This is a genomic window from Streptomyces sp. A5-4 (assembly GCF_051131715.1).
GTDB lineage: Bacteria > Actinomycetota > Actinomycetes > Streptomycetales > Streptomycetaceae > Streptomyces.
This window is the reverse complement of the sequence record NZ_CP178591.1, coordinates 2,539,286-2,563,853: the sequence shown is the minus strand read 5'-3', so window position 1 is coordinate 2,563,853 and position 24,568 is coordinate 2,539,286. Positions and strand designations below refer to the sequence as shown.

General features: G+C 70.1%; 20 protein-coding genes. 13 read left to right on the top strand and 7 right to left on the bottom strand.

The features are described 5' to 3' along the window. Positions 1-43 precede the first annotated feature (43 nt). From ACLLJJ_RS11725 to ACLLJJ_RS11715, 3 genes are read left to right on the top strand one after another with little or no spacing between them, the layout of a single operon-like run. On the top strand, positions 44-1,195 hold the full coding sequence (locus tag ACLLJJ_RS11725) for a Gfo/Idh/MocA family protein (RefSeq protein ID WP_434589700.1): 1,152 nt from the start codon (positions 44-46) through the stop codon (positions 1,193-1,195). Beyond that, positions 1,192-2,355 (top strand): dihydrodipicolinate synthase family protein, encoded by a 1,164-nt coding sequence (locus ACLLJJ_RS11720; protein ID WP_434589697.1) that lies wholly within the window; start codon positions 1,192-1,194, stop codon positions 2,353-2,355. Before ACLLJJ_RS11725 ends, ACLLJJ_RS11720 begins: the two co-directional genes overlap by 4 nt. After that, a complete protein-coding gene (locus tag ACLLJJ_RS11715; RefSeq protein WP_434589694.1) occupies positions 2,348-3,175 on the top strand; it encodes a sugar phosphate isomerase/epimerase family protein in 828 nt (275 codons plus the stop codon). Before ACLLJJ_RS11720 ends, ACLLJJ_RS11715 begins: the two co-directional genes overlap by 8 nt. Before the next feature lie 281 nt (positions 3,176-3,456). Here ACLLJJ_RS11715 and ACLLJJ_RS11710 read toward each other — a convergent pair whose 3' ends face one another. The 3 genes from ACLLJJ_RS11710 to ACLLJJ_RS11700 form a co-directional block, all read right to left on the bottom strand. Next, positions 3,457-3,978, bottom strand: a complete 522-nt coding sequence (locus ACLLJJ_RS11710) for a DUF937 domain-containing protein (RefSeq protein ID WP_434589692.1) — start codon at positions 3,976-3,978, stop codon at positions 3,457-3,459. A gap of 364 nt (positions 3,979-4,342) precedes the next feature. Beyond that, positions 4,343-4,573 (bottom strand): DUF397 domain-containing protein, encoded by a 231-nt coding sequence (locus ACLLJJ_RS11705; RefSeq protein ID WP_434589690.1) that lies wholly within the window; start codon positions 4,571-4,573, stop codon positions 4,343-4,345. Then, positions 4,560-5,384, bottom strand: coding sequence for a helix-turn-helix domain-containing protein (locus ACLLJJ_RS11700; protein ID WP_434589687.1), 825 nt, complete (start codon positions 5,382-5,384; stop codon positions 4,560-4,562). Before ACLLJJ_RS11700 ends, ACLLJJ_RS11705 begins: the two co-directional genes overlap by 14 nt. 511 nt (positions 5,385-5,895) lie before the next feature. Here ACLLJJ_RS11700 and ACLLJJ_RS11695 point away from each other — a divergent pair. From ACLLJJ_RS11695 to ACLLJJ_RS11685, 3 genes are all read left to right on the top strand, one after another. Then, positions 5,896-6,252, top strand: a complete 357-nt coding sequence (locus ACLLJJ_RS11695; protein WP_434589685.1) for a hypothetical protein — start codon at positions 5,896-5,898, stop codon at positions 6,250-6,252. 198 nt (positions 6,253-6,450) lie between these two features. After that, complete coding sequence (gene recD2, locus ACLLJJ_RS11690) at positions 6,451-8,691, top strand: SF1B family DNA helicase RecD2 (protein WP_434589682.1); 2,241 nt, start codon at positions 6,451-6,453, stop codon at positions 8,689-8,691. A 182-nt stretch (positions 8,692-8,873) separates the two neighbouring features. Further along, on the top strand, positions 8,874-10,163 hold the full coding sequence (locus ACLLJJ_RS11685) for a citrate synthase (RefSeq protein WP_434589679.1): 1,290 nt from the start codon (positions 8,874-8,876) through the stop codon (positions 10,161-10,163). 435 nt (positions 10,164-10,598) lie between these two features. Here the strand turns inward: ACLLJJ_RS11685 and ACLLJJ_RS11680 are convergent, their stop codons facing one another. Both ACLLJJ_RS11680 and ACLLJJ_RS11675 read right to left on the bottom strand, forming a co-directional pair. Further along, positions 10,599-12,779 (bottom strand): heavy metal translocating P-type ATPase, encoded by a 2,181-nt coding sequence (locus tag ACLLJJ_RS11680; RefSeq protein WP_434600381.1) that lies wholly within the window; start codon positions 12,777-12,779, stop codon positions 10,599-10,601. 127 nt (positions 12,780-12,906) lie between these two features. Then, on the bottom strand, positions 12,907-13,224 hold the full coding sequence (locus tag ACLLJJ_RS11675) for a heavy-metal-associated domain-containing protein (protein WP_434589676.1): 318 nt from the start codon (positions 13,222-13,224) through the stop codon (positions 12,907-12,909). A 193-nt stretch (positions 13,225-13,417) separates the two neighbouring features. Between ACLLJJ_RS11675 and ACLLJJ_RS11670 the strand changes: the two genes are divergently transcribed. Continuing rightward, positions 13,418-14,632, top strand: coding sequence for a cation:proton antiporter (locus ACLLJJ_RS11670; RefSeq protein WP_434589674.1), 1,215 nt, complete (start codon positions 13,418-13,420; stop codon positions 14,630-14,632). 58 nt (positions 14,633-14,690) lie between these two features. Here the strand turns inward: ACLLJJ_RS11670 and ACLLJJ_RS11665 are convergent, their stop codons facing one another. Both ACLLJJ_RS11665 and ACLLJJ_RS11660 read right to left on the bottom strand, forming a co-directional pair. Next, on the bottom strand, positions 14,691-14,888 hold the full coding sequence (locus ACLLJJ_RS11665) for a helix-turn-helix transcriptional regulator (protein WP_434589671.1): 198 nt from the start codon (positions 14,886-14,888) through the stop codon (positions 14,691-14,693). A 236-nt stretch (positions 14,889-15,124) separates the two neighbouring features. Further along, positions 15,125-16,051, bottom strand: a complete 927-nt coding sequence (locus tag ACLLJJ_RS11660; protein WP_434589669.1) for a sugar phosphate isomerase/epimerase family protein — start codon at positions 16,049-16,051, stop codon at positions 15,125-15,127. 125 nt (positions 16,052-16,176) lie between these two features. Here ACLLJJ_RS11660 and ACLLJJ_RS11655 point away from each other — a divergent pair, with 125 nt between their 5' ends. From ACLLJJ_RS11655 to ACLLJJ_RS11630, 6 genes are all read left to right on the top strand, one after another. Then, entirely contained in the window at positions 16,177-17,496 is a 1,320-nt protein-coding gene (locus ACLLJJ_RS11655; protein WP_434589667.1) for a PfkB family carbohydrate kinase, read from the top strand. 14 nt (positions 17,497-17,510) lie between these two features. After that, on the top strand, positions 17,511-18,377 hold the full coding sequence (locus ACLLJJ_RS11650) for a Cgl0159 family (beta/alpha)8-fold protein (RefSeq protein WP_434600380.1): 867 nt from the start codon (positions 17,511-17,513) through the stop codon (positions 18,375-18,377). A 75-nt stretch (positions 18,378-18,452) separates the two neighbouring features. Beyond that, on the top strand, positions 18,453-19,361 hold the full coding sequence (gene iolB, locus ACLLJJ_RS11645; protein WP_434600379.1) for a 5-deoxy-glucuronate isomerase: 909 nt from the start codon (positions 18,453-18,455) through the stop codon (positions 19,359-19,361). Then, positions 19,358-21,280, top strand: coding sequence for a 3D-(3,5/4)-trihydroxycyclohexane-1,2-dione acylhydrolase (decyclizing) (iolD, locus tag ACLLJJ_RS11640; protein WP_434589665.1), 1,923 nt, complete (start codon positions 19,358-19,360; stop codon positions 21,278-21,280). The genes iolB and iolD overlap by 4 nt, the downstream gene beginning before the upstream one ends. A 31-nt stretch (positions 21,281-21,311) precedes the next feature. Further along, the gene (locus ACLLJJ_RS11635) at positions 21,312-22,811 is read left to right on the top strand and encodes a CoA-acylating methylmalonate-semialdehyde dehydrogenase (protein WP_434589663.1); all 1,500 of its coding nucleotides are present in this window, start codon (positions 21,312-21,314) and stop codon (positions 22,809-22,811) included. A gap of 239 nt (positions 22,812-23,050) precedes the next feature. Next, positions 23,051-24,535, top strand: coding sequence for a NucA/NucB deoxyribonuclease domain-containing protein (locus ACLLJJ_RS11630; protein WP_434589660.1), 1,485 nt, complete (start codon positions 23,051-23,053; stop codon positions 24,533-24,535). Positions 24,536-24,568 lie beyond the last annotated feature (33 nt).

Genomic DNA, 24,568 nt, shown 5'->3' with positions numbered 1-24,568 from the left:
GCGTATAGAAAGCGCTTGCTATGCCCGTACGGAGGGAACTTTCGTGACACGCAAGACAGTGCGCATCGCCATGAACGGCGTTACCGGGCGGATGGGGTACCGCCAGCACCTCGTCCGCTCCATCCTCGCCCTACGCGAGCAGGGCGGGCTCGACCTCGGCGACGGCACGGTCCTGTGGCCGGAGCCGGTCCTGGTGGGCCGGCGGGAACACGCACTGAAGGAGCTCGCGGAGCGGCACGGGCTGACCGAATGGTCCACCGACCTCGATGCCGTCCTCGCCGACGAAAGCGTCGACATCTACTTCGACGCGCAGGTCACCTCCGCCCGCGAGGAGGCCATCAGGAAGGCCGTCGCGGCCGGCAAACACATCTATACGGAGAAGCCGACGGCCACCGGGGTCGACGCGGCGCTCGGCCTGGCCCGGCTCGCGCGCGACGCCGGGATCAAGCACGGTGTTGTCCAGGACAAGATCTTCCTGCCGGGCCTGCTCAAGCTCAAGCGCCTGATCGACGGCGGTTTCTTCGGCGAGATCCTCTCGGTGCGCGGCGAGTTCGGATACTGGGTCTTCGAGGGCGACTGGCAGGACGCGCAGCGCCCGTCGTGGAACTACCGGGCGGAGGACGGCGGCGGCATCGTCGTCGACATGTTCCCGCACTGGGAGTACGTCCTGCACGAGCTGTTCGGCCGGGTCGAGGCGGTCCAGTCGCACGTCACGACGCACATCCCGCAGCGCTGGGACGAGCAGGGCAAGCCGTACGCCGCCACCGCGGACGACTCGGCGTACGGGATCTTCCAGCTGGAGGGCGGCGCCGTCGCCCAGATCAACTCCTCGTGGGCGGTGCGCGTGCACCGTGACGAGCTGGTGGAGTTCCAGGTCGACGGGACGCACGGCTCGGCGGTCGCGGGGCTGCGCAACTGCCGTGTCCAACACCGCAGTTCCACCCCCAAACCGGTCTGGAACCCGGACCTTCCCGTGACCGAGTCCTTCCGCGAGCAGTGGCAGGACGTCCCGGACAACGCCACCTACGACAATGGATTCAAGGCGCAGTGGGAGCTGTTCCTGCGCCATGTCGTGCTCGACGAGCCCTACACCTGGGACCTGCTGGCGGGCGCGCGCGGTGTGCAGCTGGCGGAGCTCGGACTCAAGTCATCGGCCGAGGGCCGCCGTTACGACGTACCGGAGCTCTCCCTGTGACGATCCTCCTGCCGTACGCCGACGGGCGCACCCGACCGTACGAACCCAGGGCCGTGCCGCTCGCGCTCGCATTCGGCGGCTCACGCCTCGCCTCCCGGACGGTGTACTCGGCGGCCCATGTGGTGGCCGACCCGTACGCCGACGTGTCACCCGACTCGCCCGCGGCGGTCGACTGGGACGCCACGCTCGCCTTCCGCCGCCACCTGTGGTCGCACGGTCTCGGCGTCGCCGAGGCGATGGACACCGCGCAGCGGGGGATGGGCCTGGACTGGGCGGGCGCGGCGGAGCTCATCCGCCGCTCGGCCGCGGAGGCGAAGGCGGTCGGCGGCACGATCGCGTGCGGCGTCGGCACCGACCAACTGGCCCCCGGCGCACACACCCTGGCCGAGGTCACGGCGGCGTACGAGGAACAGCTCGCCCTCGTCGAGTCGACCGGCGCCCGCGCGATCCTGATGGCGTCACGGGCGCTCGCCGCGGCGGCGCGCGGCCCCGAGGACTACCTCGCGACGTACGCGCATCTGCTGCGCCAGGCGAGCGAACCGGTGGTGCTGCACTGGCTGGGCCCGATGTTCGACCCGGCGCTGGACGGCTACTGGGGGAGCGCGGACCTGGACGCGGCGACCGAGACCTTCCTGGAGGTCGTGGCGTCCCACCCGGACAAGGTCGACGGCATCAAGATCTCGCTGCTCGACGCCGAACGCGAGATCGCGGTGCGGCGCCGGCTGCCGAAGGGCGTCCGGTGCTACACAGGCGACGACTTCAACTACCCCGAGCTGATCGCGGGCGACGACCACGGCTTCAGCCACGCCCTGCTCGGCATCTTCGACCCGCTGGGGCCACTCGCGGCGGAGGCGGTGCGGGTGCTGGACACGGGGAACAGCAAGGGCTTCCGCGAACTGCTCGACCCGACGGTCGAGCTGTCCCGGCACCTCTTCCAGCCGCCGACCCGCTTCTACAAGACGGGTGTGGTGCTGCTCGCCTGGCTGGCGGGCCACCAGAGCCACTTCACGATGGTCGGCGGCCTCCAGTCGGCGCGCTCGCTCCCGCATCTGGCTCGCGCGTACGAACTGGCGGACGGGCTCGGCCTGTTCCCGGACCCGGCGCTGGCGGAGTCCCGGATGCGCTCCCTTCTCACGGTCCATGGAGTCCCCAATGACTGACCCCTCTCCTTTGCTGTCCCGGCTCAGCCTCAACCAGGGGACGATCAAGCAGTGGTCGCTGCCGGAGCTGGCGGAGGGCTGCGCCAAGGCGGGTGTCACGGGCGTGGGCCTGTGGCGGGCGCCCGTCCAGGACTACGGCGTCGAGCGCGCCGCACGCCTGGTGCGGGACGCGGGTCTTGCCGTCACGAGCCTGTGCCGGGGCGGCTTCCTGACCGGCGACGACCGGGGCCCTGCCCTGGCCGACAACCGCCGGGCGATCGACGAGGCGGCGACGCTGGGCACGGCCACACTGGTCCTGGTGTCGGGCGGCCTGCCCCCGGGCAGCCGCGACCTGCACGGGGCGCGCGAACGCATCGCCGACTCCCTGGCCGAGCTGGCGCCGTACGCGGCGGAGCGCGGTGTGCGCCTCGCGATCGAGCCCCTGCACCCGATGTACGCGGCGGACCGCTGCGTGGTCTCGACGCTGGGGCAGGCGCTGGATCTGGCGGAGCGGTTCCCGGTGGAGCGGGTGGGGGTCGTCGTCGACACGTACCACCTGTGGTGGGACGAGCGGATCGAGGCGGAGATCGCGCGGGCGGGATCGCGCATCGCCGCCTTCCAACTGGCCGACTGGGTCACGCCGTTGCCTGCGGGCGTGTTGCTCGGCCGGGGGCAACTGGGTGACGGCTCGGTCGACTTCCGATGGTTCCGGGAGCGGGTCGACGCGGCGGGCTACGACGGCCCGATCGAGGTGGAGATCTTCAACGAGGCGCTGTGGGCGCGGGACGGGTCGGAGGTCCTGGCGGAGGTCGCGGAGCGGTACGTGGGGTGCGTGGGGTAGGGGACGGGGTGCGGGCGGGCGCCTGCGGCGGCCTGTTCCCCTACCCGCCCCTTTCCGAAGCCGGGGCTCCGCCCCAGGACCCCGGTCCTCAAGCGCCGGACGGGCTGGATGTTGCCGCAAGCGGCAACATCCAGCCCGTCGAGGGGGTCCCCCATGCCTTTAGGCAATGGGGGAGCTTGAGGACACGTCCGAAGGGCGTCCCGGGGGCCCGGGGGCTTGCCCCCAGTTACGGGAAGGGGCGGGCAGGGGAACAGCGCCGCAGGCGACCCGCACCCACCCGCCTACTTCTTCGCGCCACCACCACCGAGCAGCCCGCCCAGCAGATCCCCCAGCCCTCCGCCACCACCGGAGGCCGTCGGGCTCGTTCCCGTCGCCTTGCCCTTGGCCGCGCGTTTCGACAGGACCGCCACCACCACCGGCAGTACAACCTCGAACGCCTTGGTCACCGACGCCACCGGCAACCCCGTCCGCTTCGCGACCACCGTCGCGGCCGGTCTGGCGATCTTGGCGAGGACACCGCCCATCAGGCCGCCGGAGAGCATCCCGCCCAGGCCGCCACCGAGCGTGGCCACGCCCTGCAGGGGCGGCTCCTCGGCGTCCGCGATGGCCAGGCGGACCTCCTCGGCGTCTTCTGGGGTCGCGGCGACCGCTTTCTCCTCCAGGCCGCCGGAGAGCGCGCTGACGCTGCTCTGCACGACGTCCTGAGCCCCGGCGGTGTCCGTACCCAGCAGCCCGGCGATCTCGTGGAGCTTGTCGTCGCCGAGCTCGTTGAGCACATCCTTCTGCAGCGAGTCATCATTCATGACCGAAACGCTACGTCCATGACCATTTGTCGGCACCTTGTGTCCTCATCAAATAAATCCCACCTGCCGTGCAACCCTTCGCGCACTACGCGGGTCCTACTTGGCATCAGGGCTTCCGGGGGTGGATCCGGGGGGATTTAGGGAGGCCTGTGACGGAGGGGGATCTGGGGGGCCCGGTCGACGGACCGGGCCTCTGCGGTTTCCGGACAGAGTCGTCGGCGCGCGGCTTGAACCTTCCGTACAGCTGCTCGGCCCGCAGCGTGCACGAACAGCTTCGCGACCTGGCCCAGGCATCCCTGTCGCCCGGACTTGACGGTTGCCTCGTCAAGTCGGCGAGTGGTCGGAGCCTTGACGTTCCATTGTGTCAGCCGGGGAAGACGTCGCCCTTGATGCCGGAGACGAATGACGACCAGACCTCCGGGGGGAAAACCACTGCCGGGCCGGATTCGTTCTTGCTGTCTCGCACCGGCACGTTGTCATAGCCGCGCGCTGTCTCAAGGCATTCGCCTTGAGGTGAGTCGCCGCCGCTGTGAGTGGACTTGTACCAGCCGGTGAGGTTGGACGAGTCGAGGATGATGCGCCTACTGCTGATCATGTGCGTGCTCCTCTGCGGTCGCCCGGACCAGGGCCAAGGATTCCTGCCGGGGCATCGCGTCGCTCAGCGCCAGAGTGTATGCAGCCTGGCTGGCCCCCACCAGTGCGGGGTCATCCATCAAGTGTCCTGTGAGGAAGCCTTCTACATAGGCCACTGGAGCGGAGTCCTCAAAGCTCATGAGAGTGAGAAGGCTCTGCTGCAGCGCATGGGCCCCGACCCGGAAGGGCAGAACGTGCAGCCTCAGCCGACCGCTCTCCGCCATGTCCGCGATCCTGCTCAGCTGTTCGGCCATGACCTCTGGTCCTCCGACCTGACGACGGATTACGGCTTCATCCAGGAGGGTCCAGACGACTGGTCTCAGCGGACCTTCGAGGAGTTGCGAACGCTTTGTTCGGATGACGGCATCCCTGTCTAGTTCTTCCTTCGTGTGGTTCGTGCGATACGCGCGGAACAGGGCCTTCGCGTAGGACTCGGTCTGGAGCATGCCGGGAACAAGGGCGAGCGCGAACTGCTGGATGGTCCGCGCCTGTTGCTCCAGCTCCGCCACGGCCGCGAAGTGATCGGCGTACTTCGCCTCCAGGTCCTCCAGCCATCGGGCGAAGAACCCGTCCGTACCGAGCGCCCGGTCGATGCGCTGGGCGTCCTCCAGTCGGGGGAGTCTTCGGCCGGCCTCGAAATGGCTGATCAGCGTCGATGAGCACACGACCATCTCGCTCAGCGCCTCCTGCGTCAGCTTCGATGCCATGCGCCTCAGCCGCAGCTCTTCGCCGTACTTCTCCCGTGGATTGCGCGGACCGTGGGTTTCGTCCATGGCTTCTGACTCCCTGACCTGACAGGTGCGTTGTCAAGCGCTGACTCCTAGCAGCGTAGCGAGGGTCGACCCCAGTCTGTGATCTGTTCGCTACAGAACGCTAGGAAAGGCAGGCTGACATGAGGGTTATCTGCGCTCGGCTCTTGGAGGCGCTGTTGAAGTTCCTGATGCCAGGCGGGGGGCGGCACAGGCCCTACGTGGACGCGTATCCGTACTCGTGCGACTACGTCGGCGGCCCGACCGTGCGACGCCTCGGCGGGAGGCCGGCGCGGGGCGAGGACAGCCTGCTGGTCCGCCCGTACCTCGTGGCGCACGAGCGGCGACTGGCGGAGGAAGCGCGGGCCCGGGTGGCCGCCGAGGTCCGGCAGCGGCGGGTATTGTGGCTCGCGGTGGGCGGCCTGGACTTCGGAGGCCAAGCGGTGGAGGGGGCTCGCCTCGGGCCCCCTTCCGTGCGGCGCCCGGCCCTCAACTCCGGCCGGACCGGCGGAAACCCGCGCACGGAGGCGGCCGTATGAGCGGGGAGGGGTACGAGGGGCGGATGCTCCGGCTGTTGCCCTGGGCGGGGGCGGAGGGCAAGTCGTGTTACGTCCTGGGGGACGGCACCGGGTATGTGTCCCGCATGGCAAACGGCGTCGAGAGTATCCAGCTCGGCATGGCGGAGGAGCTGTTGGGTCATGCCGCCGACCTCTTGGCGAATCAGCGGGTCGGCCGGAAGGAACTGCACTTTCTCGCAAGCCGGTTGACCGAGTCGCTGCGGGACGTCGCGCGGGTCGCCGAGAGCCGGGGGGCCCGGCTGGAGGCGGTGCGAGTCGCTCCGGACGGTGGCCCAGGTCCATGCCGATCTGCGGAAACCGAGAAATGGCAATGACACGATCCGACTGACCGGTACCCGTACTGTCACCAATCCTGATCGAGCAATCGACCACATCGCCCTGGCCGTCGCGTGCGTGCTGGACGGCCGTACAGCCCCTGCGCGGGCCCAGGGAGTGATCAAGCAGGTCCAGCGGCCATGATCCCGCTGACGGCCCCGCCCCCGGCTGTCAGCGCCGCCCGGTAGCGTCGGATCATGCCCAGCCCAGCGCCCGCGCCCAACCGAGCCGTCCTCGAAGGCGTCCTTGAACGGATCACCTTCGCCAGTGAGGAGACCGGCTACACCGTCGCCCGCGTCGACACCGGCAGGGGCGGCGGCGATCTGCTCACCGTCGTCGGCTCGCTGCTCGGCGCCCAGCCCGGTGAATCACTGCGCATGGAGGGCAGTTGGGGGTCGCATCCGCAGTACGGCAAGCAGTTCACCGTCGAGAACTACACGACGATCCTCCCCGCCACCATCCAGGGCATCCGCCGTTACCTCGGCTCCGGGCTGATCAAGGGCATCGGGCCCGTCATGGCCGACCGCATCACCACGCACTTCGGCGTCGACACCCTCGACATCATCGAGCGCGAGCCGAAGCGCCTCGTGGAGGTCCCCGGCCTCGGCCCCAAGCGCACCAAGCTGATCGGCGCCGCCTGGGAGGAACAGAAGGCCATCAAGGAGGTCATGATCTTCCTCCAGGGGGTCGGGGTCTCCACCTCCATCGCGGTGCGGATCTACAAGAAGTACGCCGACGCCTCGATCTCCATAGTGAAGAACCAGCCCTATCGGCTCGCGTCCGACGTATGGGGCATCGGCTTCCTCACCGCCGACCGGATCGCCCAGGCCGTCGGCATCCCGCACGACAGCCCGGAGCGGGTCAAGGCCGGGCTCCAGTACGCGCTGTCCCAGTCCACCGACCAGGGTCACTGCTACCTCCCCGAGGAGCGGCTGATCAGCGACGCCGTGAAGCTGCTCCAGGTCGACACGGGCCTGGTCATCGACTGCCTCGCCGAACTCGCCGCCGAGGAGGGCGTCGTACGGGAAAAGGTCCCAGGGCCGGGCGGCGTCGAGCCCGTCACCGCCGTCTACCTGGTGCCTTTCCACCGCGCCGAGATCTCCCTCGCCGCCCAGGTGCTGCGGCTGCTGCGCGCCGACGAGGACCGGATGCCGGCCTTCCGGGACGTGGCCTGGGACAAGGCGCTGGCCTGGCTGGGGGAGCGTACGGGCGCCAGTCTCGCGCCCGAGCAGGAGGCGGCCGTCAGGCTGGCGCTCAGCGAGAAGGTCGCGGTGCTCACCGGCGGTCCCGGCTGCGGCAAGTCGTTCACGGTCCGCTCGGTGGTGGAGCTGGCCCGCGCCAAGAAGGCCAAGGTGGTCCTCGCGGCCCCCACCGGGCGCGCCGCCAAGCGCCTCGCCGAGCTGACGGGCACCGACGCGTCCACCGTGCACCGCCTGCTCGAACTCAAGCCGGGCGGTGACGCGGCGTACGACAAGGACCGGCCGCTCGACGCCGACCTGGTCGTCGTCGACGAGGCCTCGATGCTCGATCTCCTCCTCGCCAACAAGCTGGTGAAGGCGGTCGCGCCGGGCGCGCATCTGCTGCTCGTCGGGGACGTCGACCAACTGCCCTCCGTCGGCGCCGGGGAGGTGCTGCGCGATCTCCTCGCGGACGGCGGCCCGGTCCCGTCCGTCCGGCTCACCCGGATCTTCCGTCAGGCCCAGCAATCCGGTGTTGTCACCAACGCCCACCGCATCAACTCCGGCGCCCAGCCCATCACTCAGGGACTGCCGGACTTCTTCCTCTTCGCCGAGGAGGAGTCGGAGGAGGCCGGCAGGCTCGCGGTGGATGTGGCGGCCCGGCGCATTCCCGCCAAGTTCGGCCTCGATCCTCGGCGTGACATCCAGGTGCTCGCCCCGATGCACCGGGGTCCGGCGGGCGCCGGCACGCTCAACGCCCTGCTCCAGCAGGCCATTACGCCCGCCAGGCCCGACCTGCCGGAGAAGAGGTTCGGCGGCAGGGTCTTCCGGGTCGGAGACAAGGTCACCCAGATTCGCAACAACTACGAGAAGGGGCTCAACGGGGTCTTCAACGGCACCGTGGGCGTGGTCACCTCGCTCAACCTGGACGACCAGCGCCTGACCGTGCTGACCGACGAGGACGAGGAGGTCGCGTACGACTTCGACGAGCTGGACGAGCTGGCGCACGCGTACGCCATGACCATCCACCGTTCGCAGGGCAGCGAGTACCCCGCGGTGGTGATCCCCGTCACCACCGGAGCGTGGATGATGCTCCAGCGGAACCTGCTCTACACGGCGGTGACCAGGGCCAAGAAGCTGGTCGTCCTCGTCGGCTCCAGAAAAGCGATCGGCCAGGCCGTCCGCACGGTCTCCGCGGGCAGGCGGTGCACGGCGCTCGACCACCGCCTCTCAAAACGTCTCATAGGGGAGCATTGGTAGGAAACGCCATCCAGGACTTCCCGGAACTGGGGCGAAGGGGGCAGGATGACCAGGTTGACGGCACTGAGTGCCGCCAATAGGCCTGATGGTCGACCCCGAGTGCACTCTCCTGAGCCAAGTGGGGGATGGTAGAGACAGTCAGGGCACCTCGAAGAAGAGGCACTACGTCGGTGAGGGATGACGTGAGCGACAACTCTGTAGTACTGCGGTACGGCGATGACGAATACACCTACCCGGTGATCGACAGCACCGTCGGCGACAAGGGCTTCGACATCGGGAAGCTCCGGGCGCAGACCGGCCTGGTGACGTTGGACAGTGGGTACGGCAATACCGCCGCCTATAAATCCGCTGTCACCTATCTCGACGGTGAGCAGGGCATCCTGCGCTACCGGGGATACCCGATCGAGCAGCTCGCCGAAAGCTCCACCTTCGTCGAGGTGGCTTACCTGTTGATCAACGGTGAGCTCCCCAAGGTCGACGAGCTTGCGGCCTTCAAGAACGAGATCACCCAGCACACGCTGCTGCACGAGGACGTCAAGCGGTTCTTCGACGGCTTCCCGCGTGACGCGCACCCGATGGCGATGCTGTCCTCGGTGGTCAGCGCGTTGTCCACGTTCTACCAGGACAGCCACAACCCGTTCGACGAGCAGCAGCGTCACCTTTCGACGATCCGCCTGCTCGCGAAGCTTCCGACCATCGCGGCGTACGCGTACAAGAAGTCGATCGGGCACCCCTTCGTCTACCCGCGCAACGACCTCGGGTACGTCGAGAACTTCCTGCGCATGACCTTCTCGGTGCCGGCGCAGGAGTACGTGCCGGACCCGGTCGTCGTCGCCGCGCTGGAGAAGCTGCTGATCCTGCACGCGGACCACGAGCAGAACTGTTCGACGTCCACCGTGCGTCTGGTCGGCTCCTCGCAGGCGAACATGTTCGCCTCGATCTCCGCCGGCATCAGCGCGCTGTGGGGCCCGCTGCACGGTGGCGCCAACCAGTCGGTGCTGGAGATGCTGGAAGGCATCCAGGCCGACGGCGGCGACGTCGACAACTTCATCCGCAAGGTGAAGAACAAGGAAGACGGCGTGAAGCTCATGGGCTTCGGGCACCGCGTCTACAAGAACTTCGACCCCCGGGCGAAGATCATCAAGGCTGCGGCGCACGACGTTCTCTCCGCCCTGGGCAAGGACGACGAGCTGCTCGACATCGCGCTCAAGCTTGAAGAGCACGCGCTGGCCGACGACTACTTCGTGGAGCGCAAGCTCTACCCGAACGTCGACTTCTACACCGGCCTGATCTACCGCGCCATGGGCTTCCCGACCGAGATGTTCACGGTGCTCTTCGCGCTGGGCCGTCTCCCGGGCTGGATCGCCCAGTGGCACGAGATGATCAAGGAGCCGGGGTCGCGCATCGGCCGCCCGCGCCAGATCTACACCGGTGAGGTCCTTCGGGAGTTCACCCCGGTCGAAGGCCGCTGACACGACCGGCCGAGGGTCCGGGGGGCGTCCCCCGGGCCGGCGCGGCCACTTCGGGCGGGGGCCGCTGACGCCCCGCGCTCGACGACGCACCACCGCGTCTCCCGCTGAAAAGCGGAAAGCGCCCCGCTGCCGATCCCCCCACGGGTCGACAATACGGGGCGCTTCCCATTTCCCCGAGCGGATTCCCCCCACGGGATCCGGCCGGGCGTCTGTGGGTCGCGGGAGCTTTTCTGCGCGGTCTGCCGGGACCCGTACGAACGGGAGGGCCGCTCAAAGCTCCCCGGTTGCACGTGCCCCGGCCTACGCTTGCCCGAAATGTCCCCCAAGACATTTCGTGGACGTCCCCCAAGACATCCTTGGCATCGCCCACTTAGACTCGCGAGTGGCCCATATGGTTACCCTCAAATCACGGTGACCTGCGTCACTTTGTGTGCGTCATGTGAAGGTACGCAGCCGCAGGCTGTTTGTCACTACGAACACCGAGGAAAAGGCCATCGCGAATCCCGCGATCATGGGGTTGAGCAGCCCCGCGGCGGCCAGCGGCAGCGCCGCGACGTTGTAGCCGAAGGCCCAGAAGAGATTGCCCTTGATGGTGGCGAGGGTCCGGCGCGACAGCCGGATGGCGTCCGCCGCCACCGTGAGATCTCCACGTACGAGCGTGAGGTCGCCCGCCTCGATCGCGGCATCCGTTCCGGTCCCCATCGCGAGGCCCAGGTCGGCGGTGGCCAGCGCGGCGGCGTCGTTCACCCCGTCGCCGACCATCGCGACGCTGCGGCCCTCCGCCTGGAGCCGCCTCACCACGTCGGCCTTGTCCTGGGGGAGGACCTCGGCGTACACCTCGGTGATGCCGACTTCGCGCGCCACCGACTCGGCGACGGCCCGATTGTCGCCGGTCAGCAGGATGGGGGTGAGGCCCAGCGCGCGCAGCTGGGCGACGGCCTGCGCGCTGCTCGCCTTCACCGCGTCGGCGACGGTGAGGATGCCGCGCGCCTCCCCGTCCCAGGCCACGATCACCGCGGTGCGGCCCTCCGCCTCTGCGCCGGCCTTCGCGTCGGCCAGCTCGCCCGGCAGCTTGGGGCCCGCGTCGGCGAGCAGCTCACCGCGCCCGACGAGCACACGGCGCCCCTCGACCACACCGCGCACCCCGTGCCCCGCGACGTTCTCGAAGCTCTCCGGGACCGGCAGCGGACCGTGGGCGGCGGCGGCGGTCGCGATCGCGCGGGCGATCGGGTGCTCGGATGCGTGCTCCAGCGCGCCCGCCAGGCGCAGCAGTTCGGCCTCGTCGGTGCCGGGCGCGACGAAGACGCCCTGGAGCTCCATGTGCCCGGTGGTGACCGTGCCCGTCTTGTCCAGTACGGCGGTGTCCACCCGCCGGGTCGACTCCAGCACCTCGGGCCCCTTGATCAGGATGCCGAGCTGGGCCCCGCGGCCCGTGCCGACCATCAGCGCGGTCGGGGTTGCCAGGCCCAGTGCGCACGGGCAGGCGATGATCAGCACCGCGACGGCGGCGGTGAAGGACGCGGTCGGGTCGTCCGTCACCAGCAGCCAGGTGACGAGCGTGCCCAGGGCGATGAGCAGCACCACGGGTACGAAAACCGCCGAGATGCGGTCGGCGAGCCGCTGCGCCTGCGCCTTGCCGTTCTGGGCGTCCTCGACGAGGCGGGCCATCCGGGACAGCTGGGTGTCGGCGCCGACGCGGGTGGCCTCGACGACGATGCGGCCCGAGGTATTCACGGTGGCGCCGGTGACGGCGTCGCCCGGGGCGACCTCCACGGGGACGGACTCGCCGGTCAGCATGGAGGCGTCCACCGCCGACGCGCCCTCGGTGACCGTGCCGTCGGTGGCGATCTTCTCTCCGGGGCGCACGACGAAGCGGTCGCCGACGGAGAGGCCGGCGACCGGGACCCGTACCTCGCTGCCGCCTCTCAGCACCGTCACGTCCTTGGAGCCGAGGTCGAGCAGCGCGCGCAGGGCGGCGCCCGCCTTCCGCTTCGACTGTGCCTCCAGGAAGCGCCCCAGCAGGATGAAGGTGATGACTCCGGCGGCCACTTCGAGGTAGATCGTCGACGCGCTGTCGGTGCGCGAGGCGGTCAGCTCGAAGCCGTGCCGCATGCCCGTCATGCCGGCCCGGCCGAAGAACAGGGCCCACAGCGACCAGCCGTACGCGGCGAGCGTGCCGACCGACACGAGGGTGTCCATGGTGGCCGCGCCGTGCCTGAGGTTGGTCCAGGAGGCCCGGTGGAAGGGCAGCCCGCCCCAGACGACGACGGGCGACGCGAGCGTCAGCGAGAGCCACTGCCAGTTGTCGAACTGGAGCGAGGGGATCATCGCCATCGCGATGACGGGCAGGGAGAGGGTGAGGGAGACCAGCAGGCGCTGCCGCAGCGAGGCGAGCGAGGCGTCCCGGCCCGCGGGCTCCTGCGGCGCGGCGGCGGGCGGCGGTGGTTCCTCGGCCGTGTAGCCGGTCTTCTCGACGGTGGCGATCAGGTCGGGGACCAGCACCCCGTCGACGTAACTGATCTTCGCCTTCTCCGTCGCGTAGTTGACGGTGGCGAAAACGCCGTCCATGCGGTTGAGCTTCTTCTCGATGCGGGCCGCGCACGAGGCGCAGGTCATCCCGCCGATGGAGAGCTCTACCTGGGAGGTGTCCACTGTGTGTTGCTCCAGAACGCGGGCCGGGCCGTACGTGACCAGTATGTGCTGGTCCGGTACGGCCCGGCCTCACGGGGTGGCGCGGAGCGGGTCAGGCCTGACCGGCGAGCTCGTAGCCCGCCTCGTCGACGGCGGCGCGCACGGCCTCCTCGTCGAGCGGGGCCTTGGAGACCACGGTCACCAGGCCGGTGGCGGACACGGCCTGCACGGAGGCGACGCCGGGGATCTCGGAAACTTCGGCGGCGATGGCGCCCTCGCAGTGACCGCAGGTCATTCCGGTCACCCGGTAGACGGTGGTGACGGCGCCCGCTTCGGCCTCCGACGAGGAGCTGTCGTGGCAGGAGCCGGTCGGCGAGCAGCAGGAGCCGGTCGCGGTGGCCTCGGTCGTCGTCTCGGTCTCGGCGGTCATGTCGTTCTCCTCTTCGAAGGCGTGTGACCGCGCACGTGCATGTGTACGCGTTCACTGTCTGACGCACGTCACACTATACCCCTAGGGGGTATGAACGCGACCACTCCGGCGACCATTCCGCAGCAGAGATGCAGCCGGACCTGTGTGCACCGATAACAGCCGTTTCGCCCGAATCGTATGTTAGACAGCCTCTATGTCGCACACGGGGACCCTGATCCTGATCATGTCCATCGCGGTGCTCGCGCCGCTGCTGGCCTACGGGGTGGGGCGCCGACTGCCGGTCCCGCTGGTCATCTTCGAGATCCTGCTCGGCATCGTGATCGGCCCCGACATGCTCGGCTGGGCGCATCCGGACGCCGTCGTCGACGCGCTCTCCGAGCTGGGCCTGGCCATGCTGATCTTCTTGGCCGGGTACGAGATCGAGTTCGACAAGGTCCGCGGCGACACCCTGAAACGCTCGGTGTGGGCCTGGCTGATCGCGCTCGCGATGGGCCTGGCGATCGGCACGCTGCTCGCGCGGGGCGACTTCGGCAAGGGCGTCTACATCGGAACGGCCCTGACCAGCACGGCCCTCGGCACCGTCCTGCCCGTCCTGCGGGACTCCGGCGATCTGCACGGCCGGTTCGGCTCGGTGATGATGGCCGTCGGCGCGGTGGGCGAGTTCGGCCCGATCATCGCGATGGCGCTGCTGCTGAGCGGGCGCAACCCGGGCCAGTCGACGGCGCTGCTCGCCGCCTTCGGGGCGCTGACGGCCGGCGCGGTCCTGTGGGCGATGCGGCCCAAGGCGCTGTGGTTCTCCCGGGTCATCGCGAAGACCCTGCACAGCAGCGGCCAGTTCGCGGTGCGGCTCGTGGTGCTCATGCTCGCGCTGATGCTGGGCGCGTCGCAGGTGCTCGGTCTCGACATCCTGCTCGGCGCCTTCGCCGCCGGGCTGATCACCCGGATCGTGCTGCACGGTGCGGCGCCGGAGAGCAGCGACGAGGTGCTTTCGAAGATCGAGGCGATGGGCTTCGGCTTCCTGGTGCCGATCTTCTTTGTGGTCACCGGCATCGAATTCGACCTGAAATCCCTGCTGGACGGCGGTCGGGCCCTGCTGCTCCTGCCCATTTTCCTGCTGCTGTTCCTGCTCGTACGCGGACTGCCGGTCCTGCTGCTCGCCCCACGCGACATGGCCGGCCGCGACCGTACGGCACTGATGCTGTTCAGCTCGACCGCCCTCCCGCTGGTCGTCGCGATCACCACGATCGGCCTCGACGACGGCACCCTGGCCGCGGGCGAGGCGGCGGCGCTGGTGGGGGCCGGGATGGTGTCGGTACTGGTCTTCCCCCTGGTGGCGCTCAAGTGCCGGGCGGCGGCGGCGCGCAAAGCGCTGCCGAACGGGGCGGGGAGCGGGGCGGAGTCGTGGTGAGGGCATGGGCGGGGCCCCGTACCGGTCTGCCCGATCGGTACGGGGCCCCGCGCCGGGCTCACTCCTTGCGACCTCTGTTGCCGGGCCTGCGTGACACCCAGGTGCGGATGGTGTCCGCGTACCAGTAGGGCTTGCCCCCCTCGACGTGATCGGGTGGCGGAAGCAGCCCGTGCTTGCGGTACGAACGCACGGTGTCCGGCTGGACCCTGATGTGCGCGGCGATCTCCTTGTACGACCAGAGCCTGCGGTCAGTCATCGGTGGCACCTCCCTGCGTGCGCCTCAACCTTGGCCGGGGGGCCATCGGGGGAGCTGGGGCGCGAACGCTGGCGATCACTCAGCCTGTGCCCGATGAACGACGCAGAGTGACGGGAAGGGAGGGGCTGTTGAGGGCCTGTGACGTAAGACTCGCGTAATGGAGACATGTGTGACAGGAACGGCACGGACGTGACATTTGTGATGCATGGGGAGAGAGGGGGCAGGGCGACTCCCGTCTACGCGCCGCAGGAACGGAGGAACCGGCGGGTGCGCCGCGCGATCGGCAGCGGCTTGTCCGGCGGGCACGGGTACATGTCCTGCTCGACGATCGCGAACAGCTCCACGTCCAGCCGCTGCGCCGCCGCCAGTACGGGCTCCAGCGCGGGCACCCCGGCCGGCGGCTCGCACATCACGCCCCGCCCCACGGCCGGCCCGAACGGCACCCCCTCCGCGACGACATCGGCCAGGACCCGCGGGTCCACCTGCTTGAGGTGCAGATAGCCGATCCGCTCCCCGTACGTCTCGATGAGCTTCACGCTGTCCCCGCCGCAGTACGCGTAGTGGCCGGTATCCAGGCAGAGCGAGACCAGGGAGGGGTCGGTCGCGTCGAGGAAGCGATTGACGTTCTCCTCGCTGTCGATGTGGGTGTCCGCGTGCGGATGGACGACGATCTTCAGCCCGTACCGCTCACGCACCTCGTGGCCGAGCCGCTCGCTCTGGGTGGTGAGCGACCGCCACTGCTCGGAGGTGAGCGTGCGGTCCTCCAGGACCTCGCCGGTCTTGTCGTCGCGCCAGAAGGACGGGATGACGACCAGGTGCTCCGCGCCCATGGCCCGGGTCAGCTCGGCGATGTCCGAGACGTGCTTCCACGTCTCGTCCCAGACCCCGCTGCCGCGATGCAGTCCCGTGAAGACGGTGCCGGCGGACACCTTGAGGCCGCGGCGCGCGGTCTCTGCGGTGAGGCGGGCCGGATCGGACGGCAGATAGCCGTACGGGCCGAGCTCGATCCAGGAATATCCGGCCTCGGCGACCTCGTCGAGGAACCGTTCCCAGGGCACCTGCCGCGGATCGTCGGGGAACCACACACCCCAGGAATCGGGGGCGGAACCGATCCGGATGCGGGTCAGCGCCGGCACGGAGGCGGGGGCGGCGTAAGTGCTCATGAGAGCCAGCTTTCCGGCCATTCGAGAAGGGTGTCAAGAGTTCGTCCGAATGTAAGGACAAGATGTTGACAGGGCGCGGCCGGGCCGACTAGACCTGGTTCCGTCGCAGAACCGGAGGGACGCGCATGTCGCCCAATTCGTCTTCGTACGACTCACATTCGTGCGGCCCGCATGCGCACGGCCCGCATGCGTACGACCTGATCACGATGGGCCGGATCGGAGTGGACCTCTATCCGCTGCGGGCCGGGGTCGCGCTGGCGCAGGTCGACACCTTCGGCAAGTTCCTGGGGGGCTCCGCGACCAATGTCGCGGTCGCGGCGGCCAGGCTGGGCCGCCGTACGGCGGTGATCACCCGGACCGGGCAGGACCCGTTCGGCGACTACCTCCACCAGGAGCTGGGGCGGTTCGGGGTCGACGACCGGTGGGTCACGGGCGTCACGGACCTGCCGACCCCGGTGACCTTCTGCGAGATCTTCCCGCCCGACAACTTCCCCCTCTACTTCTACCGGCAGCCCAAGGCCCCGGACCTGGAGATCCACACCGCCGAGCTGGACCTCGACGCGATCAGGTCGGCGCGGATCTTCTGGATGACGGGTACGGGCCTGAGCGCCGAGCCGAGCCGCGGGGCGACGCTGGCGGCGCTGGCCGCGCGGAGCGGGTCCGCGGGTCCGCGGCCCGCCGGGGCCGGAGGTGAAGCTCAGGGCGGTGGCGCATCCGGCGGTGGCGCATCCGGCGGTGGCGCATCCGGTGGTGACGAACCCGGCGGTGGCGCCCCCGCCGGGTTCACCGTCTTCGATCTCGACTGGCGGCCGATGTTCTGGGCGGACCCGGGCACGGCCCGCCCCCACTACGCGGAGGCCCTGCGACACGCCACCGTCGCCGTCGGCAATCTCGACGAGTGCGAGATCGCCACGGGAGAGCGGGAGCCGCACGCCGCCGCCCGTGCCCTGCTCGCCGCCGGGGTCGAGCTCGCCGTCGTCAAGCAGGGCCCCAAGGGAGTCCTCGCCGTCCACCGGGACGGCACGACGGCCGAAGTGCCGCCCGTCCCCGTGGAGGTGCTCAACGGACTCGGTGCGGGCGACGCGTTCGGCGGGGCGCTGTGCCACGGACTGCTGGCCGGCTGGGACCTGGAGCGCACCATGCGGTATGCCAACGCGGCGGGCGCCATCGTCGCCTCCCGGCTGGCCTGCTCCTCCGCGATGCCGTACCCCGCCGAGGTCACCGAGGTCCTCGCGGGTGGCGAAGTCCCGACGCGGGACGGGCAGGAAGGGCAGGAGGAGCGGAGGGCCGGGGACGCGCAGGCTCCCCCCGGACGGCCGCAGTCGCCGGCGCGGCCCCGGAGGGCCGGACAGCCGTCGCAGGAGCTCGCGCGGGAGTCCGCGCCGCCCCACGCGCCCACACAGCCCCAGGAACCCCAGCGCCCCGCCCCCGGGGCCGCGTCGTGAGCGCCGGTATCCGCATCTCCGAGCTCGTACGGGTGCGCACCCGTCACCCCGAGGCCGTCGCCGAGGCAGCCGCGCGGCGGCGGCGCCGGCCCCTGGTCGGCGACAGTGGACGGCTCATGATCATCGCCGCGGACCACCCGGCCCGCGGCGCCCTCGGGGTCGGCGACCGCGAGTTCGCCATGGCCAATCGCGCCGACCTGCTGGAGCGGCTCTGCCTGGCCCTCTCCCGCCCCGGCGTCGACGGCGTGCTCGCCACCGCGGACATCCTCGACGACCTGCTCCTCCTCGGCGCCCTCGACGACAAGGTCGTGGTCGGCTCCATGAACCGCGGCGGGCTCGCGGGCGCCGCCTTCGAGCTCGACGACCGCTTCACGGGCCACCGCGCCAAGGACCTGGAGCGGCACGGCTTCGACGCGGGCAAGCTGCTCCTGCGCATCGACTACGAGGACGCCGGATCGCTCAACACCCTCCATTCCGCCGCCCGTACCGTCGACGCGATGGCGGAGCGGCGGCTCCCGGTCTTCGTCGAGCCGTTCATCTCCCGCCGTGTGGCGGGCAAGCTGCACACCGACCTGAGCCCCGAGGCCGTCACCCGCTCCATCGCCATCGCGTCCGGGCTCGGCGGCTCATCGGCGTACACCTGGCTGAAGGTCCCGGTCACCGCCGACCCCGACGACATGGCCCGGGTCATGGAGACCTCGACGCTGCCCGCGGTGCTGCTGGGCGGCGAGGTGGGCGGCGACCAGGACGGCGCGTACGAGAAGTGGCGCAAGGCGCTGCGGCTGCCGACCGTGCAGGGGCTGGTCGTCGGCCGCTCGCTGCTCTATCCGGCCGACGGAGACGTGACGGGGGCGGTCGACACCGCCGTCGGGCTGCTGTAGCGGACGGCGAAGGGCGGGTAGGGACACCTCATGACGACGGACGACAGGACCAGGGGCAACGCCGGTGACGACGACATGAGCGACGCGAACGACCTGCACGTACGGGCCGGGACAGCGGCCCGCGGGCCGTACGCCCTGGACATCGACCCCAAGAGGGCCGGCTGGAGCCGGTCCAGCCTGCGCGTGCTTGAACTGGCGGCCGGTGGCACCCAGTTGCTCACCGCCGGGGACAGCGAATGGATCGTGCTGCCGCTGGCCGGCGGCTGTACGGTCCTCGTCGATGGAGAGATCATCGAACTGCGGGGCAGAGACAGCGTGTTCAGCGGAGTCACCGACTTCGCGTACGTGCCGCGCGACGCCCACGCCCAGATCGCCTCCGGTGCGGGAGGCCGCTTCGCCCTGGCAGGAGCGAAGTGCGAGCGACAGCTCCCCGCCCGCTACGGCCCCGCGCCGGAGGTACCCGTCGAGCTCCGTGGCACCGGCAACTGCTCGCGCCAGGTCAACAACTTCGCCGCCGCCGACACCTTCGACTGCGACCGGCTCATCGCCGTCGAAGTCCTCACCCCCGGCGGCAACTGGTCCTCGTACCCCCCGCACAAGCACGACGAGCACCGCCCCGGTGAGGAGGCCGAGCTCGAAGAGATCTACTACTTCGAGCTCGAAGCCCGCGAAGGCGCGGGGTCCGCGGCGGGCGGCGGGGAAGGTCTCGGCTACCACCGGGTCTCCCCGTCCCGCCCCGGCGGTACGGACGTCCTGGCCGAGGTCCGTACCGGCGACGCCGTCCTGATCCCCGACGGCTGGCACGGCCCGTCCATCGCCCCGCCCGGCCACACCCTGTACTACCTCAACGTCATGGCGGGCCCGGGGGAGGAGCGGCAGTGGCTGATCCGCGACCACCCCGACCACGGGTGGATCCGCGACACCTGGCCCGCCCGGCCCGTCGACCCCCGCCTGCCGCTGTACGGACCGGAGGACCCCCGATGACCACCAGCCGACCCGAACCGGGCCGACCCCCGGCGGGCCGCTCCGGCACCCGCCGTCTGACCACCGCCCAGGCCCTGGTCGCCTTCCTGGCCCGCCAGTACACCGAGCGCGACGGCGTCCGCCACCGGCTGATCGCCGGCACCTGGGGCATCTTCGGCCACGGCAATGTGGCGGGCATCGGCCAGGCCCTCCTGGAGCCCGGCTCCGCCGACATGCCGTACTACCAGGGCCGCAACGAGCAGGCCATGGTGCACGCCGCCGTCGGATACGCCCGCCAGAGCGGCCGGCTCTCCGCGCACGCCGTGACCACCTCCATCGGCCCCGGCGCCACCAACCTCGTCACCGGCGCCGCCCTCGCGACCATCAACCACCTCCCGGTGCTGCTGCTGCCCGGCGACACCTTCGCGACCCGCCCCGCCGACCCCGTGCTCCAGCAGCTCGAAGTCCCATACGCCGGTGACATCTCGGTCAACGACTGTCTGCGCCCGGTGTCGCGGTTCTTCGACCGGGTCCATCGCCCCGAGGCGCTGATCCCCGCCGCGCTCGGCGCGATGCGCGTCCTGGCCGACCCCGCGCAGACCGGCGCGGTCACGCTCGCGCTGCCGCAGGACGTACAGGCCGAGGCGTACGACTGGCCGGAGGAGTTCTTCGCGGAGCGCGTCTGGCGGATCCGGGCCCAGGAGCCCGACCGGCATGAACTCGCCGACGCGGTACGGGCGTTCCGGGAGGCCCGGCGGCCCCTGCTGGTCGCGGGCGGCGGTGTCCACCACAGCGGCGCCGAGTCCGCCCTGGCCGACTTCGCCGAGGCCACGGGCGTCCCCGTCGCCTCCACCCAGGCGGGCAAGGGCTCGCTCCCGTACGACCACCCCTGCGACGTCGGCGGCATCGGCCACACCGGCACCGCCACCGCCGACGAACTCGCCCGCACCGCGGATCTGGTGATCGGCGTCGGCACCCGCTACTCCGACTTCACCACCGCGTCCTCGACCCTCTTCGAGGACCCGGACGTCCGCTTCCTCAACCTCAACATCACCGGCTTCGACGCGCACAAGATGGCCGCCCTGCCCCTGGTCGCGGATGCCCGCATCGGGCTCCAGGCCCTCCAGCAGGCCCTCAAGGACCACCGGGTCCCCGACGCCCACACGCGTGGGTACACCGAGGTCAAAGAGCGCTGGGAGGAGCGGGTCACCGCCGCCTACGCCGTGCCCGACGAGGACGCCCGCCCCACCCAGGTCCAGGTCCTCGGCGTACTCGACAGCCTCGTCACCCACGACGACATCGTCATCAACGCGGCCGGATCGCTCCCCGGCGACCTGCACAAACTGTGGCGGACCAGGTCCCGCGACCAGTACCACGTCGAGTACGGCTACTCCTGCATGGGCTACGAGATCCCGGCCGCGATCGGCGTGCAGCTCGCCGCCCCGCACCGGCCCGTCTGGGCCCTGGTCGGCGACGGTACGTATCTGATGAACCCCACCGAAATCGTCACCGCCGTCCAGGAGAGCCTCCCCGTCAAGATCGTGATCCTGCAGAACCACGGCTACGCCTCCATCGGCGGCCTCTCCGAGTCGGTGGGCGCCGAGCGCTTCGGCACGGCCTACCGCTTCCGGGCCCCCGACGGTTCGTACACCGGCGGGCCGCTCCCGGTGGACCTGGCCGCCAACGCCGCCTCGCTCGGCCTGCATGTCATTCGCGCCAAGACCGTGCGTGACCTGCGGGAAGCCCTCGCGGAGGCGCGTTCGTCGGAGCGCCCCACATGTGTCTACGTCGAGACCGAAACGGCAGACACAGTGTCGGGCCCGCCGCCGGCCCAGGCGTGGTGGGATGTTCCTGTGGCCGAGACCGCGACCCGACCGTCGACGATCAAGGCCCGGGAGGAGTACGACCGTCAAGCCGTCGCGCGACGCCGCCATCTCTGACCGCCCCGCCTGCGATACAAGGAGTTTTGAGATGAAGACGATCAACCACTTCATCGGCGGCAAGGCCGTCGAGGGCGCGTCGGGCAACTGGGGTCCGGTCACCGACCCGGCCACCGGCGCCGTGACCACCCAGGTGGCGCTCGCCTCCGTCGAAGAGGTGGACGCGGCCGTCGCGTCCGCCAAGGCCGCGTACGCGACCTGGGGCACCGCGTCCCTGTCCGCTCGTACCGCCGTCCTCTTCCGGTACCGCGCGTTGCTCGACGCGCACCGCGACGACATCGCCGCGCTGATCACCGCCGAGCACGGCAAGGTGCACTCCGACGCGCTCGGCGAGGTCGCCCGCGGCCTGGAGATCGTGGAGCTGGCCTGTGGCATCACCACCCAGCTCAAGGGCGAGCTGTCCACCCAGGTCTCCAACCGGGTCGACGTCTCGTCGATCCGCCAGTCGATCGGCGTCGTCGCGGGCATCACGCCCTTCAACTTCCCGGCCATGGTGCCGATGTGGATGTTCCCGCTGGCCATCGCCTGCGGCAACACGTTCGTGCTCAAGCCCAGCGAGAAGGACCCGTCCGCCTCGCTGAAGCTCGCCGAGCTGGCGTCCGAGGCCGGTCTGCCCGACGGCGTGCTCAATGTGCTGCACGGTGACAAGGTCGCGGTGGACGCGCTGCTCGCCCACCCGGACGTGGCAGCGATCTCCTTCGTCGGCTCGACCCCGATCGCCCGCCACATCCACGCGACGGCCTCCGCCAACGGCAAGCGCGTACAGGCGCTCGGCGGCGCCAAGAACCACATGCTGGTCCTCCCGGACGCGGACCTCGACGCCGCCGCCGACGCCGCGGTGTCCGCCGCCTACGGGTCGGCGGGCGAGCGCTGCATGGCGATCTCCGCGGTGGTGGCGGTCGGCGCGATCGGCGACGAGCTGGTCGAGAAGATCCGCTCCCGCGCCGAGAAGATCAAGATCGGCCCCGGCAACGACCCGGCGTCCGAGATGGGCCCGCTGATCACCGCGGCCCATCGCGACAAGGTCGCCTCGTACGTCACGGGCGCGGCGGCCCAGGGCTCCACGGTCGTCCTGGACGGCACGGGCCACACGGTCGACGGCTTCGAGGACGGCCACTGGATCGGGCTGTCCCTCCTGGACCACGTCCCGACGGACTCCGACGCGTACCGCGACGAGATCTTCGGCCCGGTGCTGTGCGTCCTGCGCGCCGACAGCTACGAGGACGGCCTCGCCCTCATCAACGCCTCGCCGTACGGCAACGGCACCGCGATCTTCACCCGCGACGGCGGCGCCGCCCGCCGCTTCCAGCTGGAGGTCGAGGCCGGCATGGTCGGCGTGAACGTGCCGATCCCGGTCCCCGTCGGCTACCACTCCTTCGGTGGCTGGAAGGACTCGCTCTTCGGCGACCACCACATCTACGGCAACGACGGCGTGCACTTCTACACCCGCGGCAAGGTCGTCACGACCCGCTGGCCGGACCCGGCGGACGGCCCCTCCGGCGTCGACCTGGGGTTCCCGCGCAACCACTGATCCACTGCCCACACCTCCGGCCTCCGGCCCGTACGGATCCCCCTCCGTACGGGCCGGAGGTTTTTTGCGGCCGAGGGGGGATTTTACGTTTCAGATGGTCGTGTGCATGACATCCCTATGCTTCGATTGGTCCCGCAAGTCCCACAGTAAGCGCTTCAACTGGCTTTGCAGGAGGACTAGTTGACCAGAACAGGCAGAGGGATCAGGGGCGCACGGCTCACTCGGCAGGGGGCCTCGTTATGAAGCTCATATCCCTCCGGAACGCACTGCTGGCCGGCCTGAGCGCCGGACTGCTCACACTGGGCGTGGCCCCAGCCGACGCGGCCACCGCCCCGGACCCGCAGGACAGGAAGACCTACTCCGCCAAGCCGTACGTGATCTCCGATCCGGACCTCGTCAAGAACCCGGAGAAGGTCGTGGCCGAGCTGAAGGCCAAGGGGAACCTGGACCGCTTCGGCGTCGAACCCGCCACCTCCGACGGACCGTCCGAGCTGACCGGCAAGCGCGCGCGGAGCGCGGCGCAGCTGGCGGACCCGTCCTTCGTCACGGACTCCTCGCGCTTCCCACGCGGCAGCAAGCCCGCGGACATCTACGACTACGCGACCCGCGCGCAGTGCATGGACCAGAACTACGATCTGGCCTCACGGGACATCGGGTGGATCAAGAACCGTTACTCGTACTGCCAGATCCACCTGGTCGCCATCCCGGCCGTCGAGTGCGGGATCTTCCCGCCCCGCTGCCGGACCACCGGTGTGTTCGTGTCCCGCAACGTCCTGATCGGCCAAGGGAAACTCGGCAGTTACGAGACCAACTCGGAGAGCCGCTGGGCGGAGTTCCAGCTGAACGTCGGCGTCATCAGCGCCACCGGGCCGTTCGCCAGGTCGGGCGCCGATCTGGAAGCGACGATCGAGTGCGACGGAAACTACCTCGACGAGGACTACCCGCAGAACGACGGCAACGCCTGCTTCGGGGGCCTCAAGGAGTCGACCGAAAAATCGATCAAGGAGTGGCAGAGCAACGGTGACGCCACACTCGACGTGATCTCCCAGGCGTCGACGCCCGACGTGTCGATGGGCGAGCAGATCGGGACCGGCGTCTTCCACATCGAGTACGACTTCGACCTGCCGTGGTACTGGCAGTTCATCGACACCGAGAGCCCCGAGGGCGGCATGCGTTTCGACTCCGCCTACTACCTCCCCGAGGAGAAGAAGGGCAGCATCTTCGACCGGGCGACACCGGGGCTCTCGTACGCCAAGTCCCAGCCGGAGGTCGCGGGCGTGGCCCAGCACCTCGAAGACGCCAGGTCCGCGCCGGACACCACGATGCCGACGCAGCCGGGCAAGGTCCTGCACGGCGGGAACGCCGAGGACCCCATCCACCGGCTCGCGCCGAGCAAGGGCACCGATGAGCAGTTCCGCTACGACGAGAACCGGCGCATCGTCACCAACTACTGCCGCACCAAGGAGATGCAGGACCTCAAGGCGACGCTCCCGGTCGACCAGGGTCCGTACGACTGCGACGAGTACGCGTTCGCGTCGACGTACGAGGGGGCGGGCCGGTTCCTGTTCCCGAACGACGGCGGTGGCCCGGCGTACGAGCGGCACTACTCGGTGCGGTGGGTCAACTCCGAGGTGAACCAGGAGGCGGGCCGCAGGCTGGGCCGCTGGTACATGAACGACCGCATTCTCGACCGGGAGAAGTTCTTCGTCCCGATTGTGTCGTAGGGCTCAAGTCGGCGTGACCCGGGGTGCGTTGAC

Bases quoted from the DNA above. Each gene is read 5' to 3' on its own strand.
- ACLLJJ_RS11700 (WP_434589687.1), bottom strand. From the start codon at position 5,384: ATGGACGAAACCCACGGTCCGCGCAATCCACGGGAGAAGTACGGCGAA.
- ACLLJJ_RS11680 (WP_434600381.1), bottom strand. From the start codon at position 12,779: ATGACCTGCGCCTCGTGCGCGGCCCGCATCGAGAAGAAGCTCAACCGC.
- ACLLJJ_RS11630 (WP_434589660.1), top strand. From the start codon at position 23,051: ATGAAGCTCATATCCCTCCGGAACGCACTGCTGGCCGGCCTGAGCGCC.
- ACLLJJ_RS11660 (WP_434589669.1), bottom strand. From the start codon at position 16,051: ATGAGCACTTACGCCGCCCCCGCCTCCGTGCCGGCGCTGACCCGCATC.
- ACLLJJ_RS11695 (WP_434589685.1), top strand. From the start codon at position 5,896: ATGAGCGGGGAGGGGTACGAGGGGCGGATGCTCCGGCTGTTGCCCTGG.
- ACLLJJ_RS11655 (WP_434589667.1), top strand. From the start codon at position 16,177: ATGTCGCCCAATTCGTCTTCGTACGACTCACATTCGTGCGGCCCGCAT.
- recD2 (WP_434589682.1), top strand. From the start codon at position 6,451: ATGCCCAGCCCAGCGCCCGCGCCCAACCGAGCCGTCCTCGAAGGCGTC.
- iolB (WP_434600379.1), top strand. From the start codon at position 18,453: ATGAGCGACGCGAACGACCTGCACGTACGGGCCGGGACAGCGGCCCGC.
- ACLLJJ_RS11635 (WP_434589663.1), top strand. From the start codon at position 21,312: ATGAAGACGATCAACCACTTCATCGGCGGCAAGGCCGTCGAGGGCGCG.
- ACLLJJ_RS11665 (WP_434589671.1), bottom strand. From the start codon at position 14,888: ATGACTGACCGCAGGCTCTGGTCGTACAAGGAGATCGCCGCGCACATC.
- ACLLJJ_RS11675 (WP_434589676.1), bottom strand. From the start codon at position 13,224: ATGACCGCCGAGACCGAGACGACGACCGAGGCCACCGCGACCGGCTCC.
- iolD (WP_434589665.1), top strand. From the start codon at position 19,358: ATGACCACCAGCCGACCCGAACCGGGCCGACCCCCGGCGGGCCGCTCC.
- ACLLJJ_RS11705 (WP_434589690.1), bottom strand. From the start codon at position 4,573: ATGATCAGCAGTAGGCGCATCATCCTCGACTCGTCCAACCTCACCGGC.
- ACLLJJ_RS11710 (WP_434589692.1), bottom strand. From the start codon at position 3,978: ATGAATGATGACTCGCTGCAGAAGGATGTGCTCAACGAGCTCGGCGAC.
- ACLLJJ_RS11715 (WP_434589694.1), top strand. From the start codon at position 2,348: ATGACTGACCCCTCTCCTTTGCTGTCCCGGCTCAGCCTCAACCAGGGG.
- ACLLJJ_RS11670 (WP_434589674.1), top strand. From the start codon at position 13,418: ATGTCGCACACGGGGACCCTGATCCTGATCATGTCCATCGCGGTGCTC.